Annotated in this window: 16 protein-coding genes; 3 read left to right on the forward strand and 13 right to left on the reverse strand. The window is 37.0% G+C overall.

The genetic code is table 11. The features are described 5' to 3' along the window. The first annotated feature begins 163 nt into the window (after positions 1–163). On the forward strand, positions 164–1,153 hold the full coding sequence (locus tag HMPREF9707_RS03735) for a DUF1189 family protein (protein ID WP_006701373.1): 990 nt from the start codon (positions 164–166) through the stop codon (positions 1,151–1,153). An 86-nt stretch (positions 1,154–1,239) separates the two neighbouring features. Here HMPREF9707_RS03735 and HMPREF9707_RS03740 read toward each other — a convergent pair whose 3' ends face one another. The 6 genes from HMPREF9707_RS03740 to tgt form a co-directional block, all read right to left on the reverse strand. Continuing rightward, positions 1,240–2,559: a DEAD/DEAH box helicase gene (locus tag HMPREF9707_RS03740; RefSeq protein WP_006701374.1), complete on the reverse strand. Its 1,320-nt coding sequence runs from the start codon at positions 2,557–2,559 to the stop codon at positions 1,240–1,242. A gap of 2 nt (positions 2,560–2,561) precedes the next feature. Then, positions 2,562–3,542 carry a DHH family phosphoesterase gene (locus HMPREF9707_RS03745; RefSeq protein WP_006701375.1) on the reverse strand — a complete coding sequence of 327 codons (981 nt, stop codon included), beginning with the start codon at positions 3,540–3,542 and terminating at the stop codon, positions 2,562–2,564. 10 nt (positions 3,543–3,552) lie between these two features. Continuing rightward, the gene (locus HMPREF9707_RS03750) at positions 3,553–4,875 is read right to left on the reverse strand and encodes a DRTGG domain-containing protein (RefSeq protein ID WP_006701376.1); all 1,323 of its coding nucleotides are present in this window, start codon (positions 4,873–4,875) and stop codon (positions 3,553–3,555) included. A 70-nt stretch (positions 4,876–4,945) separates the two neighbouring features. Beyond that, positions 4,946–6,055, reverse strand: coding sequence for a DNA polymerase IV (gene dinB, locus HMPREF9707_RS03755; RefSeq protein WP_006701377.1), 1,110 nt, complete (start codon positions 6,053–6,055; stop codon positions 4,946–4,948). Positions 6,056–6,155: 100 nt separating this feature from the next. Further along, complete coding sequence (gene yajC / locus HMPREF9707_RS03760; RefSeq protein ID WP_006701378.1) at positions 6,156–6,500, reverse strand: preprotein translocase subunit YajC; 345 nt, start codon at positions 6,498–6,500, stop codon at positions 6,156–6,158. 57 nt (positions 6,501–6,557) lie between these two features. Beyond that, positions 6,558–7,703 carry a tRNA guanosine(34) transglycosylase Tgt gene (gene tgt / locus HMPREF9707_RS03765; protein WP_006701379.1) on the reverse strand — a complete coding sequence of 382 codons (1,146 nt, stop codon included), beginning with the start codon at positions 7,701–7,703 and terminating at the stop codon, positions 6,558–6,560. A gap of 86 nt (positions 7,704–7,789) precedes the next feature. On the opposite strand from tgt, the gene HMPREF9707_RS03770 reads away from it, so the two are divergent. Further along, entirely contained in the window at positions 7,790–8,419 is a 630-nt protein-coding gene (locus HMPREF9707_RS03770; RefSeq protein ID WP_006701380.1) for a lysophospholipid acyltransferase family protein, read from the forward strand. 55 nt (positions 8,420–8,474) lie between these two features. Here the strand turns inward: HMPREF9707_RS03770 and HMPREF9707_RS03775 are convergent, their stop codons facing one another. The 4 genes from HMPREF9707_RS03775 to HMPREF9707_RS03790 form a co-directional block, all read right to left on the reverse strand. Further along, a complete protein-coding gene (locus HMPREF9707_RS03775) occupies positions 8,475–10,262 on the reverse strand; it encodes an ABC transporter ATP-binding protein (RefSeq protein WP_006701381.1) in 1,788 nt (595 codons plus the stop codon). Next, positions 10,262–12,019 carry an ABC transporter ATP-binding protein gene (locus tag HMPREF9707_RS03780; RefSeq protein ID WP_006701382.1) on the reverse strand — a complete coding sequence of 586 codons (1,758 nt, stop codon included), beginning with the start codon at positions 12,017–12,019 and terminating at the stop codon, positions 10,262–10,264. The genes HMPREF9707_RS03775 and HMPREF9707_RS03780 overlap by 1 nt, the downstream gene beginning before the upstream one ends. A gap of 75 nt (positions 12,020–12,094) precedes the next feature. After that, complete coding sequence (locus HMPREF9707_RS03785) at positions 12,095–12,313, reverse strand: YneF family protein (protein ID WP_006701383.1); 219 nt, start codon at positions 12,311–12,313, stop codon at positions 12,095–12,097. 97 nt (positions 12,314–12,410) lie between these two features. Next, complete coding sequence (locus HMPREF9707_RS03790) at positions 12,411–12,611, reverse strand: DUF896 domain-containing protein (RefSeq protein ID WP_006701384.1); 201 nt, start codon at positions 12,609–12,611, stop codon at positions 12,411–12,413. Between the two features lie 91 nt (positions 12,612–12,702). Here HMPREF9707_RS03790 and lexA point away from each other — a divergent pair, with 91 nt between their 5' ends. Further along, a complete protein-coding gene (gene lexA / locus HMPREF9707_RS03795) occupies positions 12,703–13,320 on the forward strand; it encodes a transcriptional repressor LexA (protein ID WP_006701385.1) in 618 nt (205 codons plus the stop codon). Positions 13,321–13,367: 47 nt separating this feature from the next. Here lexA and HMPREF9707_RS08925 read toward each other — a convergent pair whose 3' ends face one another. Genes HMPREF9707_RS08925 through rnz form a run of 3 tightly spaced genes read right to left on the reverse strand, consistent with a single transcriptional unit; the run spans position 13,368 to position 17,164 of the window. After that, positions 13,368–13,880 carry an adenine phosphoribosyltransferase gene (locus tag HMPREF9707_RS08925; protein WP_006701386.1) on the reverse strand — a complete coding sequence of 171 codons (513 nt, stop codon included), beginning with the start codon at positions 13,878–13,880 and terminating at the stop codon, positions 13,368–13,370. Between the two features lie 3 nt (positions 13,881–13,883). Continuing rightward, positions 13,884–16,214, reverse strand: a complete 2,331-nt coding sequence (recJ, locus tag HMPREF9707_RS03805) for a single-stranded-DNA-specific exonuclease RecJ (protein WP_006701387.1) — start codon at positions 16,212–16,214, stop codon at positions 13,884–13,886. After that, positions 16,211–17,164 carry a ribonuclease Z gene (rnz, locus tag HMPREF9707_RS03810; protein WP_006701388.1) on the reverse strand — a complete coding sequence of 318 codons (954 nt, stop codon included), beginning with the start codon at positions 17,162–17,164 and terminating at the stop codon, positions 16,211–16,213. Before rnz ends, recJ begins: the two co-directional genes overlap by 4 nt. Between the last annotated feature and the right edge of the window lie 16 nt (positions 17,165–17,180).

Genomic DNA, 17,180 nt, shown 5'->3' on the forward strand with positions numbered 1-17,180 from the left:
ATAAAAATTAAGCTGTTGCTAGTTTATCAAAGTACAATTGATAAATCAATCATTGCCGTATGTTTGATTAATTAACAAAAAATAGTATAGTAGAACTATTCAGAATATTTATTAAGATTTTATGAAATAATTGTTATCAATCTCTCGAAAGAAGGTTTTGTCAATGCGCAATTTAATTAATATTGTTCGCCATGGTGTGCGTAACCCACGCTATTATATTGAATCACTCAATATTAATTGGTGGATACTGCAACTTGGAATGGCACTTGTTACACTTATTTTAGCTATCTCTACCATGTTGAAAGTAACTCCTCTAATTCAACAAATCAGTACTGAAATGTCTGAAGCCATTGAGTATCTACCAAATTATGAAATTCAAAATAATGTGTTACAGCTTGAGGAAAACAGCAAGCCACTTTATTACGAAGGAAGTTACTTTAAACTCATTATTGATGATGATTTAAAGCGTGAGTCGCTAAATCAGCGCGCGTTGAATGAAGAACGTCCATCAACATTGAAAAGTACTAAATTTTTATCACTTTTTATCTTACAAGATGATGTTACAGCCGTATTAAATCAACAAGTTATTACAATTCCTAACGGACAATATCTTGTAGGGAATCCACATCGACTCAAGTTATTATTAGATTATCCACAAACTAATCAAATTAGTATGTTCCTATCCATTGTCTTCAGCTACTTTATGATGTTCTTTATTCGATATTGGTTTGATTTGATTCTAATCAATGGAATTGCTGGACTATTTAACTTTCGTCTCACACGCCCGATTCTTTGGCGCGATCGCTTAAAAATTATGACGGTTATTTCATATGCTCCAGTTTTATTATTAGAAGCGGTATCTTGGATTTTCCCACTAATATCCTCATCTTTTCTTATTTTGTCAACGTTGTGCTTGGTAATTTTCTTTATCTGTTTAAGAAATCACACACATTACATTCAATTTATCATGAAAACACTAGATATTGACATCGATTCTGTTCAAGATGAAATTAAACGTCAGATGGATGAACTCAATCAACGCGAAAATTCAAATCAACAAAACAAAGAAACCGATCAAAAACGTTCTACTGATGTTGTGGATCTATATCCTAAAAATGAAGATAATCCCTCGGACAAAGATAGAGATAAATAAATAGAAGACTCAAACTGCATAGTTTAGGTACTGACTTCTCTTATTATGAAGCGAGTGCTTGAAATAAATACAGTTTGAGTCTTTTTTTAACGTTTCTTATTATTCTTTTGTCGACGTAAATGTTGTTGTCTCGATTTAATTTGCTCTTTCATTTTCCGCTTATAACCCGGTTTGACTTTCTTTTTACGTGTCTGATTGATAATTCGGTTAATTTCTTTATCATCGCGATATTGTGGACTGACTGTCGTGTTAACGGGTCCTGGTTTCGAATCGATAGCTTTGAAATCCCCCTGTACAATATCAATCCATTCAAATGGGATACCTCTTGATCGAAGTGAATCAATGTCGTCCATATCGTCAGGAGTAATCAATGTATAAGCTTCACCCAATAAATTATGACGTCCCGTCCGGCCAATTCGATGAACAAAGAAATTCAAATCTGTTGGAATCTCCATATTTATAATCATAGATGTTCCTGGAATATCAATTCCTCTTGCTGCCAAATCTGTTGCAACAACAAATTGATAATCCATATTTCTTATTTGACGCATCACACGCTTACGCTCACGCGAAGAGATGTCCCCATGTATCTTTGCAACTTTCATTCCTTGTTGCATTAAGTAACGGTGAATTTCATCAACATATTCAATTGTATTCGCAAAGATGAGGACTAAGTAAGGTTGACCAATTGTTAACAATTCATGGAGTAATGCTAATTTATCCCTACCCCGCACATTAATTAAGTAATTCGTAATATTTGAAGAAATGACTTCTCCAGGATTTAAGCGAATGACCTTCATTGCAGGCATATATTTATTTAAGAAAACTTGTATTTCTTGTGGAATCGTTGCTGAAAAGACCATCATTTGCAAGTCTTGTGGCATTCTCGAGGCAATCTCATCAACAATCGGTAAAAATCCTAAATCCAACGTCATATCCGCTTCATCGACAACAAAAATCCGAGTCGTTTGTACATGCAATGCATTCTCAGACATGAGGTCAAAAATTCGTCCAGGAGTTCCAATGACCATTTGTGGCTGGTTTTTCGGCGATAGTCGTTCTATTTGGCGCTGTTTATCTGTTCCCCCCACATAGCAAACGATTGAAACCGGTTCTTCTAAATAATTATTAAGCTGATTTGCGGCTTGATAGATTTGATCTGCTAATTCACGGCTTGGTGCTGTAATGACGACTTGGACTTCATCTTTTTCGCGATCAATTTTTTGAAAAATCGGAAGCAAGAAAGCATGAGTTTTGCCAGTTCCGGTATGCGATTGGACCATTAAGTTTTCGCCTTGCATTGCTAAAGGCAAAACTTGTGTTTGGACCGGGGTTAATTCTTTAAAATCCAAATCTTTTAAAGCAGCTTGAATATCTTTTGGTAATTCTAACAATAGATTATCCATTTTTATTCACTCCTTTCAAATGTGTTTAAATAATATTGAACTTGTTCTTTTAAATCCTCTAAAAATTGATTGATAACTTCTTCGTTAGCAGCATTAGCTCCACTAGCTTTTGGATGTCCGCCTCCCTCGTATTTTGCAGCCAGTTGATTGATTACTGGGCCTTTTGAACGGATTCGCATGCGCCAAGTGCCATCCTTCTGTTCCACCAACATCACCCATGCGTAAACTTCTGCTAAAACACTCGGTAAATTAACAAATGCATTGGTTTCTTCTTCAGTGATATCAAATTTTTGTAGCACTTCTTGCGTAATCTTCATCCAGGCAATTCCTGGTTCACTTACATTCAGTTGATCGAGCAAATAACTTTGGAATTTTAACATCGGAAAAGACAATGTGTTGAAGGTAGTATGTATTTTAAACAAATCGACTTCATATTGCATTAAAAATGATGCAGATTCAAAGGTAGACTCCGTCGTATTATCAAACATGAATCGGCCTGTATCTCCCACAATTCCTGCATAAAGCAGTGAGGCAGCCGCGTGATTCATACGAAACATCGATGGATTTTGTTGAATCATTTGGGTAATTAATTCGCACGTCGAGCTCGCTTGAGGATAGACTAGCGATAAATCACCGTATTCATCCACTAATGGATGGTGGTCGATTTTAATTAAACAATCTCCATGTATATAGCGACCATCATCAATACGAGGACGGTTTGCTGTATCAGTAATAATTACTAAACTCCCAGAATAATCATTTTGATGAATCCGATCCATTTCGCCCATCCACTGTAATGTCTCCGCGGTATTGCCCACTGCATAAACTTCCTTGTGAGGAAAATTATATTGGATCAATTCCTTTAATCCAAGTTGAGATCCAATTGCGTCAGGGTCTGGATTAAGATGGCGGTGAATGATAATTCGATCATATTGATGGATGTAGCTCATCAAGTTTTCTATATCTTGTTTTAAAATATACATGCTAATCTCCTTACATACTTTCAATAATTTGTGCTGTAATAATTGCTTTAGCGCACAATGAATTTTCATAAAAAATATCAATTTGAGCATGCGCATTACGGCGATTTTGATGGAATATCTCAACTTTAAAATGAATCTCATTATAAAGTTGAATTAAATTAAATGAGTTGAGGTGAATCTTTTCAATAATACTACTATAGCCTGTTACATAATTAATTTTTTGATTCGTAATATAAGATAGTAATTCGCATAAAACACCATTAGATAAGGTTCCGTATGAATTTAGCATCTGAGGTTGAACTGTAATCGAGAAGTCATAAGGATTCTCATTATCCGTTACCATTAAATGATTCAAATGTGTAATGACTTCATCTTCATAAGTATTAGAATATTGTGGTTGATTTTCAATTGAATGCATGGCACGCATTACATCTTGTCGTGAAATTATCCCAATTAATTCAAGGTTATCGGCCACAACTGGGAGCATTTCAATGTCTTCACGGACCATCAAATGCGATACATTGGCAATCGTCATATAATCTCGAACCGTTACGACTTCTCGTGTCATAACACGCTCGATAAGTGTCTCCTCTTGCTTTCCGATGACATCCTTTGCAGTGACAATGCCTACTAAACGTTTGTTGTAATGTACTGGAAACCGAGAAACACCGGTAGATTGTGTTAATTGATTAAAAGTTCGAACTGAATCAGAACCGACTAAAGAATTTGCCTTGTCAATGGGTATATAAACATCCTTAATCGTCATGATTTCCTTTTCAATTTCTTGATTCGTCATCATACGATTGATGCGTGAAGCAACCGTAAACGTATCGAATGGGGACGTGATAATTGGCAACTCTTTTTGATTTGCTAGTGCAATCATCGAATCATTCGGCTTAAACCCCCCCGTAATCAAAACAGCGACATTATGTTCCAACGCTTGTTTTTGAACATTTGAGCGGTTACCAACAATTAAAAGCGTATTGGGCAAATAATATTTTTCAATTTGATCCAAGGTCATCGCACCAATAATAAAACGATTTAAATGACGATCTACCCCCGTCTCTCCTCCTAAAATTTCTCCTTCAATAATAGGTACGATTTGACGATAAGTTAAATAGGTTGGATTTGATTTTTGATTATTTTGTTCAATTCTTATCGTACCCACTCGATCAATTGTTGAAACAAGCCCAATTTGCTCTGCTTCTTTTATCGCTCGATAAGATGTCCCTTCACTCACACTTAATTTTTTTGAAATTCCACGAACAGAGATTTTTTGTCCAATCGGCAAAGATTTAATATGTTGTATCACTAATTCATGCTTAGTTGACATCTGGATGCACCTTTCTTTTATATTTATACGGTCTATTTTTCAGTCTCGTGATGCTTTCGGATGATGTTTATTAAAAAAGACGCATCGGGCTATAAAGTGGATCATCAAAGTTAGATAAAGTAATACCCAATAATCTGACCGATCGAGTAGCATCACCATGCTCTTGCCATAATTTGCTTACCACCTGCACAACTTCTTCGGGTGTGGTAACGGGCTGGAACAATTGTGTTTGACGGGTCAGTGTATCAAAATTTTCATAGCGTACTTTTAAAGTGACGGTATAAGCTCGAAGCTCTTTAATTCTTCCATTACGATCAAGTAATTGCGCTAGACGTTCTAATTGATCGTTTACTGCAGCTGGTGTCACTAAAAATGGCGCAAAGGTCCGCTCACGACCATATGATTTTCGATGGTTTTTAGGTTTAACTTCAAAGTTTGATACACCTCTAACCTTATAATATAAAGTATAGCCCAATTTCCCAAAATGCTGAATTAAAAACTCTAAGTCTTTTTCATACAGATCGGCACCAGACTCGATTCCCAATTCAATAAATTGTGGATAGGTTTTTCTTCCGACACCAGGAAATTTTTTAATATCTAATTGTTTCAAAAATTCGGCTGCATCAGTGGGTTCTACCACTGTAATACCATGTGGTTTTTTGAAATCAGAGGCAATTTTAGCAATATATTTATTATACGAGACACCCACCGAACAAGTAAGATGTAACTCTTCTTCAATTTGAGATTGAATTTGTTGCGCAATAATGGTTCCGCTATTAATTTTCTTTTTGTTATCTGTCACATCTAGGTAGGCTTCATCTAATGAAACAGGTTCAATTAAATCTGTATATTGTCTAAATATATGATGAATCGACTGCGATATTTGTCGATAATAATCTATATTCGGAGGGATGAATACGGCATGGCGACATCGATCATAGGCTTCTTTAGCACTCATCGCTGAATGAATCCCATATTGTCTAGCAATATAGTTGCAGGTGGTTACAATGCCCCGACCTTGAGTTAGTTGAGGATGACGCGCAATCACCACGGGTCGATTTTTCAAGTCAGGATTATCTCGAATTTCAATACTGGCATAAAATGCATCCATATCGACATGCAATATTTTATGCGATATGTCAGGTTTAGGTTCTTGAAAAGTCAAAATACCATATCGCATCAATATCCTCCTCTACTCAATTTATTTCATAAATAAAACCCAAGTAAACTATCCCAAATTAGGTAATACTTTACTTGGATTATGTGAAAAATCTTTTAGATTATTCTTGAGTGTCTTCAACACCCTCGACATCTTCAACAACATCAACTTCTTCAACAACAATACCATCTACGACGGGCTCAACTGGCTCAACAACTTGTGCAATCGCAGGAAGGTTGAATGTTAAGTACACACCCTCACAGTCAATCACAGCAATGCCTTTAGTATGATTTACTTCATCGACTACACCGTGAAGTCCACTGATTGTGATAATATGATCACCTGGCTTTAAATTGTTAAGCATGTTCAGCTTTGTTTCTTGTTGTTTTTTCTGTGGTCGTATCATTAAGAAATACATAATCCCCATCAAAACAATAAATGGTAAAAAAGCTTGAAGTAATTCCATTTATACTCCTCCTTCACTATATATTAAATTGTAACAAATTTTAAATTAAATGACTATCTAAAAATCTTTTGCATTAGGTTTATTATAACCATAACGCTCAAAGAAATACTCACGGTAATCTAATAGTTGGTCGTCTCGAATGGCCTGACGAATATTTGCCATATGATTTAACAAGAAATGCGTATTATGAAGCGAAGCTAATCGCAAACCAAACATCTCATTCGTATGAATCAAGTGACGAATATAAGCTCGTGTATAATGACGACAAGCGTAGCAATCACAATCTGGATCGATTGGGGTAAAATCATCTTTATACTTTGCATTTTTGACAACAAGTCGGCCATCATGTGTCATACAAGTTCCATTACGACCAATTCGCGTTGCAAGCACACAGTCAAACATATCAATTCCACGAATCACACCGTCAATTAAAGAGTCTGGTGTTCCAACCCCCATTAGATAGCGAGGCTTATTTTTTGGAATGACGGGCGTAATATAATCTAAGACTTCATTCATTTCTTCTTTGGTCTCACCGACAGAAAGTCCCCCAATCGAATACCCTGGGAAATCCAGTGAAACTAAATCTTTAGCATGTTGCAAGCGTAGATCCTTATAGCCCGCACCTTGAATAATTCCAAATAAAGCTTGTTGATCTGGTTTTTGGTGAGCTTTCAGTCCCCGCTCGGCCCAGCGTGTCGTTCGGTTAATCGATTTTTCGACATAATCGTGTGTTTGATCAAAGGGCGGACACTCGTCAAAACTCATAATCATATCCGCTCCAAGCGCATTTTGAATTTCAATCGAACGCTCTGGTGTTAAAAATAATTTAGAGCCATTTAAATGATGGCGGAAATGAACGCCTTCCTCAACAATTTTACGATTGGCACTCAGCGAGAAAACTTGAAAACCACCCGAGTCAGTTAAAACTCCTTGCGGCCAATTCATAAAGGAGTGCAAACCACCTGCACGTTCCACAATATCTTCTCCTGGTGTTAACCATAGATGATAAGTGTTACTTAAAATAACTCCTGCGCCAGCATCGATTAATTCCTCTGGTGACAGACCTTTAACAGTTGCTAATGTCCCTACAGGCATATACATAGGTGTTTCATAACTTCCATGTGGTGTATGCAAAATGCCTAAGCGGGCCCCTGTATATTTTTCTTCTTTAATTAATTCGTATGTTACTGCTGGTTTACTCATAGTGACCTCTCAATCATTTGTTTTTATTTGCTAGATATGCTTTAATATAGTCAATATTTGAACCCAAATAAAAAGGTAGGTTATTTATGTATTATATCATACTACACATCTTAAAATTTATAATATTATTATTTCACGGTCAACCTGGTGTGATTGGTCGAAAAAATATCTCAGATCGACCGGTTATTTATGCTGCTACACACCGCTCATGGATTGACCCAATTTATTTAATATTAGTTCTTTTACCCCAAAAAACTGCAATGATGGGCAAAGAATCTCTATTCAAAATACCAATTATTGGTTGGATCATAAAACAGATCCATGCATTCCCTGTTAACCGCGAAAAACCAACCACTCGAACAATTCGACAAGCAACGAAGATTCTCACTGAAGATCAGATGAATTTAGGAATATTCCCTACAGGATCGCGGTATTCAACTCAAATTAAATCTGGTACGGCATTTATCCAAAAACTAAGTAAAGCAGATATCGTTCCGGTAGCCATTCAACCACCAAAAAATTTATGGCAAGTCCTTACCCATCAAACAGGTTGGATTGCCTTTGGCGATCCGATACCCTATAACAGCAATTTAGCTTATAATAAAGAGGACTTCGCCAACATTGATCAACAAATTCAAGCCGAATTCGATCGCCTTGATGCCTTAATCAATCCAAATTATCAATATCATATTCCTGAAGACAAACGACGTGATTAATATGACAAATAATAACAGGCTAAGATTTTTCGCTCAAAATCTTAGCCTTTGTTTTTTAATTCATAGTTTGCAATTGATACATTTGATAGTATGTTCCTTTTTGAGCAATTAGCTGATCATGTGTACCTTGCTCAATAATTTTACCTTGATCCAATACAATAATATTATCTGCATCTTTAATGGTGCTGAGTCGGTGCGCAATCGCAATGGTCGTTCGATTCTTACGCATCTTACTTAAACTTTCTTGAATGTATTCCTCAGTTTCAGTATCAATGTTCGCTGTCGCTTCATCAAGAATTAAAATTTTCGGTTGGCGGACCATGGTTCGAGCAAATGAAATCAATTGTTTTTCTCCACTTGAATAACTTGCTCCACGCTCAATTACGCGTCGTTGATAGCCTTCAGAATATTTATTAATAAATTGATCGGCATTGACAAACTCTGCAGCCTCTTCAACTTCTCGATCAGTAATTGTTTGATCGAGCAAACGAATATTCCGACTGACATCCCCGTAAAACAAGAATGAATCTTGTAAAACCAGTCCAACCTCTTGACGCAATGTATCATATGAGAAGTTACGGATTGACTGACCATCGATTAGGACATCTCCAGATTGAAACTCATAAAATCGCATTAAAACATTAATAATCGAGCTCTTACCACTACCGGTATGTCCAACAATCGCTACGGTTTCTCCTGGAGGAACCTCAAAACTAACATCATCTAATACATTTTGTTCCCCATCATACGAAAAGGTTAGATGATTAAAAACGATATGCGCGTTGGTAATCGTGGCAGGATGTGCTGGATCAACTTGTTGATGTGGAACTTCCTCTTGGTGATCTAACACTCTCAGAATTCGATAAGATGAAACAACCCCCTCTTGCAACATACTCAAGCTATCCATCATCATTCCCATCGGACGGAAAAATTGAATACAATATTGAGTAAATGCATATATCATTCCTACTTCAACCAATCCATCAAAGAACTGCCCCCCTAAAATATAAATAACTAGGGCTAAGGCAAGACTCTCTAAGAATCCGATTAAGCTCATTAACAGTAAAGCATTCATCCGGATCATTTCTTTACGCGAAGCAAAATGTTGATCGTTCATCCTATCAAATTCTTCCATCATACGATGTTCTTGTCGGAAAACTTGAATAATATTCATCCCCAAGATTGTCTCATTGATTTTCGAATTCAAACGACTGACAATTTCTCGCATTGATCGATAGACTCGAGAACTATAACTTTGGTAATACCAAATAATTAAGAACATGATCGGAATAAACAGTAGAAAATACAGTGCCATCTGTGGGTTGAGTAAATACATCCCGATAAAGACACTAATAATCGTCACAATGCCTTCAAATACCGAGAAGAAGGTTAACCAAAAGTTCTTTAATGTTTCAGTATCATTAGTCACTCGTGTCACAATTGACCCCGCAGGGGTTTGATCAAAGTAACGCATTCCAAGTTGATTAACTTTCGTAAAGATAATCGTCCGAATATTTTGAACCGTCCGTTCGGATGCCATATTAAAAATATACGTCGTCAGATAGTTAAACAATGATTGTAGTACCAATAAAACTAAATAGATTACAGCAAACATCAATGCAATCCGAAGGGTTACATTACTGGTTTTTAAATAACGGTCAATATATAATTGGACGAGTCTTGGCAGCACTACGGTAATTCCAATACTTATAATTGAAAAGACAATTGCCATTAGAAATTGTTTTAGATATGGACGAGTATACTTGGAGATACGCTGAGTCACTTCGATTTGTTCTTTAATCGGAATTTTTTGTGACCAAACGGATTGTTTTTCTTGCACCATTATACCTCCTCCTCTTCGAATGTCTCGGAAGCTTCTAGTTGTTGATGTTCAAACATCTCTCTGTACCAGCCGCCTATTGCAATCAATTCATCGTGATTACCTCGTTCAGTAATACGACCTTGATCAACGACAATAATTTCATCAGCATGCATAACACTACTCAAACGATGAGCAGATATAATCGTCGTCTTATTCGATCGATTTTGTTTAATCGACTGAACAATACGCTCTTCCGTTTTTGCATCTACCGCAGATAAAGAATCATCTAAAATTAAAAGTGCCGGATCAATAATCATTGCCCGTGCCATCGCAATCCGTTGTTTTTGTCCACCGGACAACGCAACACCACGCTCACCCACCAGTGTGTCATAACCTTGACTAAACCGTAAAATATCATCATGAACACTCACTAATTTGGCTGCTGCTTCTACATCATCTTGGGTAGATTCCATATTCGCAAAACGAATATTATCACGAACGGTTGTCGAGAATAAGAAATTGTCTTGTGGTACATAACCGATTCGACGGAGCAACGCATCTAATGAATAGTCTTTAATGTTTTGATGATCATACTCGATCGTTCCCTTAAAGCGATCATACTCTCGAAGTAATAATTTAAAAATGGTTGTTTTACCAGAACCGGTCTTCCCAACCACACCCAATGTTTGACCTGCTTTCAAATTAAATTGAATATCTTGAAGTGCGGGAGCACTCTCACCTGGGTAAATAAATTCTTGAATGTCCACAGAAAGTGAACCTCGGATTGGCGCCTCAATGGCATTCGGTGCTTCAATAATATGACTCTTTTCATCTAAAATTGATTGAATCCGATCATAACTTGCCGCGCCACGTTCTAAAATATTAAATAACCGGCCGATGGCAATCATTGGCCACATTAATCGCGTTAAATAGCTGATGAAAGCAACAAGCAATCCAATCGTAATTTGGCCATTAGCCACTAGAAAACCACCATAAAAGATACTGATTACGGTCGCAAGCCCCATAATCATTCTACCCACTGGCATAAATGTCGCATCATATTGATAGACTTTTTGGTTTTTATCGACGACTTGCTGAGTTAACCTGTTAAAATCTTCAATATCCAGTTCTTCCTCACCAAACGTCTTAATTACTTTGACCCCTGTCACACTTTCTTGTACCTTATTATTTAAATTTGAAAATGCTGCTTGAGCTTTGCGTGAATGGTAGTTTAATTTAGATCCGACATGACGAATTAAGAAGTATAAGAGTGGTATCGGAATAATTGAAACAAGGCTCAAACGCCAGTCAACTAAAAAGAACATCATAAATAAGGTTAACAACCCTTGAGACATGGAATCAACTAACGTTAAAATTCCAGCCCCTGCTACCATTTGAATCGCACGCAGGTCATTCGTACAACGAGCCATTAGATCCCCTGTACGATATTTTTGAAAGAATATCGCGTCCATTTTGGTAAAATGTTCAAACAATTGACGTCGCAATATATTTTCTAATTTAGCAGCCGTTCCGAATATTTTAGTACGCCAAATATAACGCATAAAATATTGAGCAATCGCAATAAACAATAACATTCCTGCATATATAGTAAGATCGTTTCGAGTTAATGTGCTCGCATTCATTCCATCGATAACTTGTCCAATAATAATCGGAACATATGCTGTAATCAGACTAATTAGAATCAGCATCAAAATTCCTACCATATATTCACGAATATGTTGTTTAAAAAACCATCCTAATTTACTAAACATATTCATTCTATCCAAACCTCTCAATCTGATTTCAAAAAGACATTATGAAAGAAGTCCCACTATGGGGACTTCTCATTTGTTTTAAGAATTTCGTGTTCGCATTGAGTTCATAATTTGTTGAACTTTGCGTTTTGAAGGTTTTTGGCCCATCTGAGCCATCATCATCGTAATCATTTGTTCATCAATTGGCGGATTTTCTTTAAGATAGTTCATAATATACTTACGTGCTGTAAAATATCCTAATACTAGTCCTCCAATAAATGCAAGAATTGCTATTAAGATCCAACCCCATTCTGGCATAGAATCCCTCCTCATCTATTTTATCTACCTTATTATCATACCCGATATAATTTATAAAAAAAAGAATTATGCTGGGAAAAACAAAAGAAATTTGAATCTACTTATTTGGTGTAATGTCGTTACCTTCTGGATCAATGACTTTTAGATGATCCAGTTGTTGACGCATCGATTGACGAAAAGCTTGCAAGTATTCTTGATGTAAAACTTCACGTTCTACTTGTTCACTTTCTGTCAAATCACCTGCTTTTTTCTTTTGAGAGAGCTCTTTAATTCGTCTTAATTTTTCTTCACTTAACATGGGATACCTCCTGTTTTTGATACGAACATTTGTTTGCGTCGCTTGTTTAAATTTGTTATACTATATAAAACCCTAGAAATGAGTGACATCCATGAAACGAATATCTGACAAACAGCGGACTATTTTAGAAACAATCTATCAAGAAATTCAAAGCAATGGCTATCCACCTACTGTGCGAGAAATTGCCAGTGCCGTTGGACTGGCTTCAACATCCACAGTTCATGGCCATCTTGCTCGATTAGAGTCTAACGGTTACCTAATCAAAGATGCGAGTAAAACTCGGGCGCTTGAACTTACCGAAAAAGCTTTAGAATTAGTCGGTGCCGAACCTCAAAGTATCCCGCTTCTTGGTCGTGTCGCTGCCGGAAGCCCGATTCTTGCAGTTGAAGAAGCTACAGATTACTACCCTATACCTGAACCACTCAAACGCTACGATCCAAGTCAATTATATATGTTAGAAATTGCAGGAGAAAGTATGGTCAATATCGGTATTATGGATGGGGATATTGTGACCGTTTTACGTCAATCCTCAGCCAATAACGGCGATATCGTTATCGCCATGACTGATGATGATGAAGCCACCTGTAAGACTTTCTTCAAAAAACCAGATCACTTTATCCTTCGACCTGAAAATGATAATATGGATGATATTATTTTAAATTCCGTATCCATCTTAGGTAAAGTCGTTGCGCTCTTCAGAGAATTTTAGTACAAATAATAAAACATTCAAGTGATTCGCTTGAATGTTTTATTGTTTTAATAGACCATCAGTGATTTGTACGGATAACCTTTAAGCATCTTTGCACCCTCTAACTCTTCAAGTTCAATTAAAAAGGCACACCCAACAACTTCTCCCCCAAGCTTTTCAACAAGTTTGATGGTTGCTTCAATGGTTCCACCCGTTGCTAATAAGTCATCAATAATAATAACTTTTTGTCCTGGACTGATGGCATCGCGGTGCATCGTTAAAATATCAGTCCCATACTCTTTCTCATATTCCACTTCAATCACTTCTCGTGGCAATTTTTTGGGTTTTCTAACTGGAGCAAAACCTATTTCCATCGCATAAGCTACCGGACAACCAATAATAAATCCTCGAGCTTCAGGACCAACAACTAATTCGGCACCAACTTCACGAGCATAGTCAACGATTTGTTGTGTTGCATAAGCAAATGCCGGTCCATCTGCCATCAATGGCGTAATATCTCTAAAAAGAATTCCTTCTTTTGGATAATCAGGAATGGTTGCAATATAATCTTTTAAGTTCATAATTTACCTCTCTTCAAAATAGTTCTTAATATCATTCACCGTGCTGACATAAAGTAGCTCTTCACTTTGAATATAATCTTCAAATTGCTGATATGATCGTGTTTTAGTATAGTCTGTTTTGATATGTTGCTCAATCGGATTTAGTCGCAATTGTCCTGCCTCAATTCTAACAAACTGTAACTCAACAAACATAATAAAAATTTGTCGCACCTTAATAAGTGGAATTGACAATTGAATAGCTATATCATTTAAATAATGATTATAGTCCATTTGAGGATACTGTAACATAAACCGATAAACTTTAGTTACTTCTTCTCTTTCAATAGGACCTGCCCAATAATGTAAAGGATCTTGGGTACAGCCTAAATAAATCGCATTCCATGTTAGATCTTTAATGATGGTTGCCAAATCCTCAAGCCGTTCAGGGGATTCCATAATCACCAATGGCACCGGATTCGTAAAGGATGCCATGACTTGATTTATATTAGAGTATAATGCAATTATGGCATCTTTTCGTATCTTAGCTTGAAATCGTTCTAAGACAGACTGCGATTGGAAAAGGTACACTGCTTCAGAGAGCTTTGCTAACATTGTTTCCGATTGTTTACTACGAGCATCGATCCAACGTGTTCCATCACTCCCCAGATCTTCCAAGTTTAACTGCACTTGGGTTTGCCCATTCCATCGATTAATATTCAATGTTCCAATCGCACTCACTTCTTCATTAAGCTGAAACTGATCGAAAGATTCACCCTTAAAGAACCCGATGGCATTCAATTCATATTCAGCTTGCTCAAGTGTCAAACGAATATGTTGCTGATCTTGTCCAATACGACGCTTTGAATTAATTTGTACATGTTCGATACAAAAAATAGGTTTAGCATTATCCATCCCAAAGGGGGCCAATTGATTGACTTCTTCGATAAATTCTTGGTTGATTCTTTCAATCGGTACCGTTAAATCAACTTTAATCGAATCGGGTTGATCAATAACGGATTGATATTTTGCAAAATGACTTTCCAACTCTGTTTTTAAAGTTTCATAGTTGGACTTTGTCAATGTCATCCCAACAGCTTGAGCATGGCCTCCAAAATGCTGCATTAGCGACTTAAAAGGGGTTAGATTATCAAAGAGATCAATCCCCTCGATACTTCGTCCACTTCCTTTATATATGGCTTTATCTGTTGATTCTTGAAAAAGTAGTGTAGGTCGATGGTACAGCCGAGCAATTTTTCCTGCTGAAATACCTAAAACACCACTCAACCAGTGAGGGCCACTCATCATAATAATCGGTGGGATTTTTGCAAGGCTCTCGAGTGTTTCTATCACTTCGGACTCGATTTGCTCGGTTAATGCCTTGCGCTGGTCGTTAATCGACTCAATTTTTTGACTTATTTCCTCGATCCGGACCGGATCGTACGTATGAAGTAACTCTAAACCTTCTTGAGGGTCATCTATCCGACCTAATGCATTTAATTTTGGAGCGATGGAGAATGAGACGGTTTCTTCATCGAAATACTCAAAATTTTGAGGGCTTTGTTCAATTAATTTGATTAACCCTGGTCGTTCCGTGCGCCGAATTGCTTCGAGACCCATTTTGACAATCGTTCGGTTCTCATCAATCAAAGGTACCATATCCGCGATTGTACCTAAGGCGGCTAACTCTAGAGCATCGGAAGGGACTTCTTCCAATAATGCACTTATAACCTTTAAGGCAACCCCTGCTCCACTTAATTCTTTAAAGGGATAATTTCCATCGGGATGCTTTGGGTGAATCACCGCGATTGCGGGCGGTAATTCTCCTTGAATCTCATGGTGATCAGTAATAATAACATCCACTTGATGTTCTTTCATCTTTTGAACCGCACCGTGATCAATTACACCATTATCACAGGTAATAATTAAATTAAGTTGATGTTCATCAATGAGTCTTTCCCATGTTTTGATATTGGGTCCATATCCATCTGTATATCGATTTGGCAAATGATAGAAGACATTGGCTCCTAGTGTCTGCAGTCCTTCATAGAGAATTAAAGTACTAGTAATTCCGTCCACATCATAATCACCATAGATCAAAATTGCTTCTTGGTTCTCAATGGCTTGAGTAATCCGCTCGATTGCTAAATCAATTTGGTACAACTGATTTGGATGGTGATATATTGGTTGAGGAGACACAATTTCTGCTTCAAATTGCTCAACTGTTTGAATACCACGCTGTATCGCTAGAGTAATAAATTCTTCTGAATAAGACGAATATCGTTCTTTGATTGCTGCAATTGTTGTTTGGTCCGGGGTTTCTGGCCATTGCCAGTCATATATCGAATGGGTTATCACATCGAATCACCTGCTAAACCAGAAGCCATTGGAATATCAAATTCCTTTAAATCCGCTGCGATATACGTTTCCTGAAATACTTTTCGCGTTTCTGCTAATATTTCTCGGATGTCTTGGTTTGTATATCGAGGACTAATATGGTTGAGTAATAATAATTTTACATTAGCTTCTTTAGCAACTTGTGCAGCATGTATGTTGGTTGAATGATAATACGCATAAGCCATCTGTCCCTCTTCCCCACTATGGGTTGCCTCATGGACTAAGACATCTGCATCCTTAGCCAGTATTCGACTATTATCACACAATCGAGTATCCCCTAAAATCGTAATAATTTTTCCTTTTTGATCAGGTGCGATAAAATCTCGTCCATCTAATTGCGTACCATCTGCTAATGTGACTATTTCGCCACGCTTTAATTGGCCATAAATTGGCCCATTTGGAATCGAATATTTTGCTAATTGATCTATCAATAACTCACCAGGCTTATCAGGTTGCTCAATGCGATATCCTAATGATAAGACACCATGCTGCAATGGCAAATACTTAACCAACCAGCCACTCGAAGTTGTCAGCTCTCCTCCCTTAGGATTTAATTCATCAATATGAATTGGATAGGTTAAACGACTTTTCGTTAATCTAAGATTCGATTGAATATACTCCTTAATACCAGGAGGACCGTATATATTTAACGATGTTTCTCCACCTTGAAAGGATCGACTGCTTAATAAGCCTGGGAGCCCAAAAATATGATCTCCATGCATATGTGTAATAAAAATATTCGCTATTTTTTTGGGGCGAATGGTCGTATGTAATATTTGGTGTTGAGTTGCTTCACCACAATCAAACAACCAAACTTCATTAATTTCATCATGGAGACGCAAGGCTAAAGAACTCACATTTCTAAATTTACTAGGAATGCCAGCTCCTGTCCCTAAAAATTGTATCTCCATTTATTCACCTACTTTC

The organism is Falseniella ignava CCUG 37419 (assembly GCF_000301055.1).
GTDB lineage: Bacteria > Bacillota > Bacilli > Lactobacillales > Aerococcaceae > Falseniella > Falseniella ignava.

What these genes read in the sequence shown, in the direction of transcription:
- HMPREF9707_RS03740 (WP_006701374.1), bottom strand. Translation starts at nt 2,559, where the DNA reads ATGGATAATCTATTGTTAGAATTACCAAAAGATATTCAAGCTGCTTTA.
- yajC (WP_006701378.1), bottom strand. Translation starts at nt 6,500, where the DNA reads ATGGAATTACTTCAAGCTTTTTTACCATTTATTGTTTTGATGGGGATT.
- rnz (WP_006701388.1), bottom strand. Translation starts at nt 17,164, where the DNA reads ATGGAGATACAATTTTTAGGGACAGGAGCTGGCATTCCTAGTAAATTT.
- HMPREF9707_RS03745 (WP_006701375.1), bottom strand. Translation starts at nt 3,542, where the DNA reads ATGTATATTTTAAAACAAGATATAGAAAACTTGATGAGCTACATCCAT.
- HMPREF9707_RS08925 (WP_006701386.1), bottom strand. Translation starts at nt 13,880, where the DNA reads ATGAACTTAAAAGATTATATTGCAACCATTCCTGATTATCCAAAAGAA.
- lexA (WP_006701385.1), top strand. Translation starts at nt 12,703, where the DNA reads ATGAAACGAATATCTGACAAACAGCGGACTATTTTAGAAACAATCTAT.
- HMPREF9707_RS03770 (WP_006701380.1), top strand. Translation starts at nt 7,790, where the DNA reads ATGTATTATATCATACTACACATCTTAAAATTTATAATATTATTATTT.
- HMPREF9707_RS03775 (WP_006701381.1), bottom strand. Translation starts at nt 10,262, where the DNA reads ATGGTGCAAGAAAAACAATCCGTTTGGTCACAAAAAATTCCGATTAAA.
- HMPREF9707_RS03780 (WP_006701382.1), bottom strand. Translation starts at nt 12,019, where the DNA reads ATGAATATGTTTAGTAAATTAGGATGGTTTTTTAAACAACATATTCGT.
- HMPREF9707_RS03790 (WP_006701384.1), bottom strand. Translation starts at nt 12,611, where the DNA reads ATGTTAAGTGAAGAAAAATTAAGACGAATTAAAGAGCTCTCTCAAAAG.
- tgt (WP_006701379.1), bottom strand. Translation starts at nt 7,703, where the DNA reads ATGAGTAAACCAGCAGTAACATACGAATTAATTAAAGAAGAAAAATAT.
- HMPREF9707_RS03750 (WP_006701376.1), bottom strand. Translation starts at nt 4,875, where the DNA reads ATGTCAACTAAGCATGAATTAGTGATACAACATATTAAATCTTTGCCG.
- dinB (WP_006701377.1), bottom strand. Translation starts at nt 6,055, where the DNA reads ATGCGATATGGTATTTTGACTTTTCAAGAACCTAAACCTGACATATCG.
- HMPREF9707_RS03785 (WP_006701383.1), bottom strand. Translation starts at nt 12,313, where the DNA reads ATGCCAGAATGGGGTTGGATCTTAATAGCAATTCTTGCATTTATTGGA.
- HMPREF9707_RS03735 (WP_006701373.1), top strand. Translation starts at nt 164, where the DNA reads ATGCGCAATTTAATTAATATTGTTCGCCATGGTGTGCGTAACCCACGC.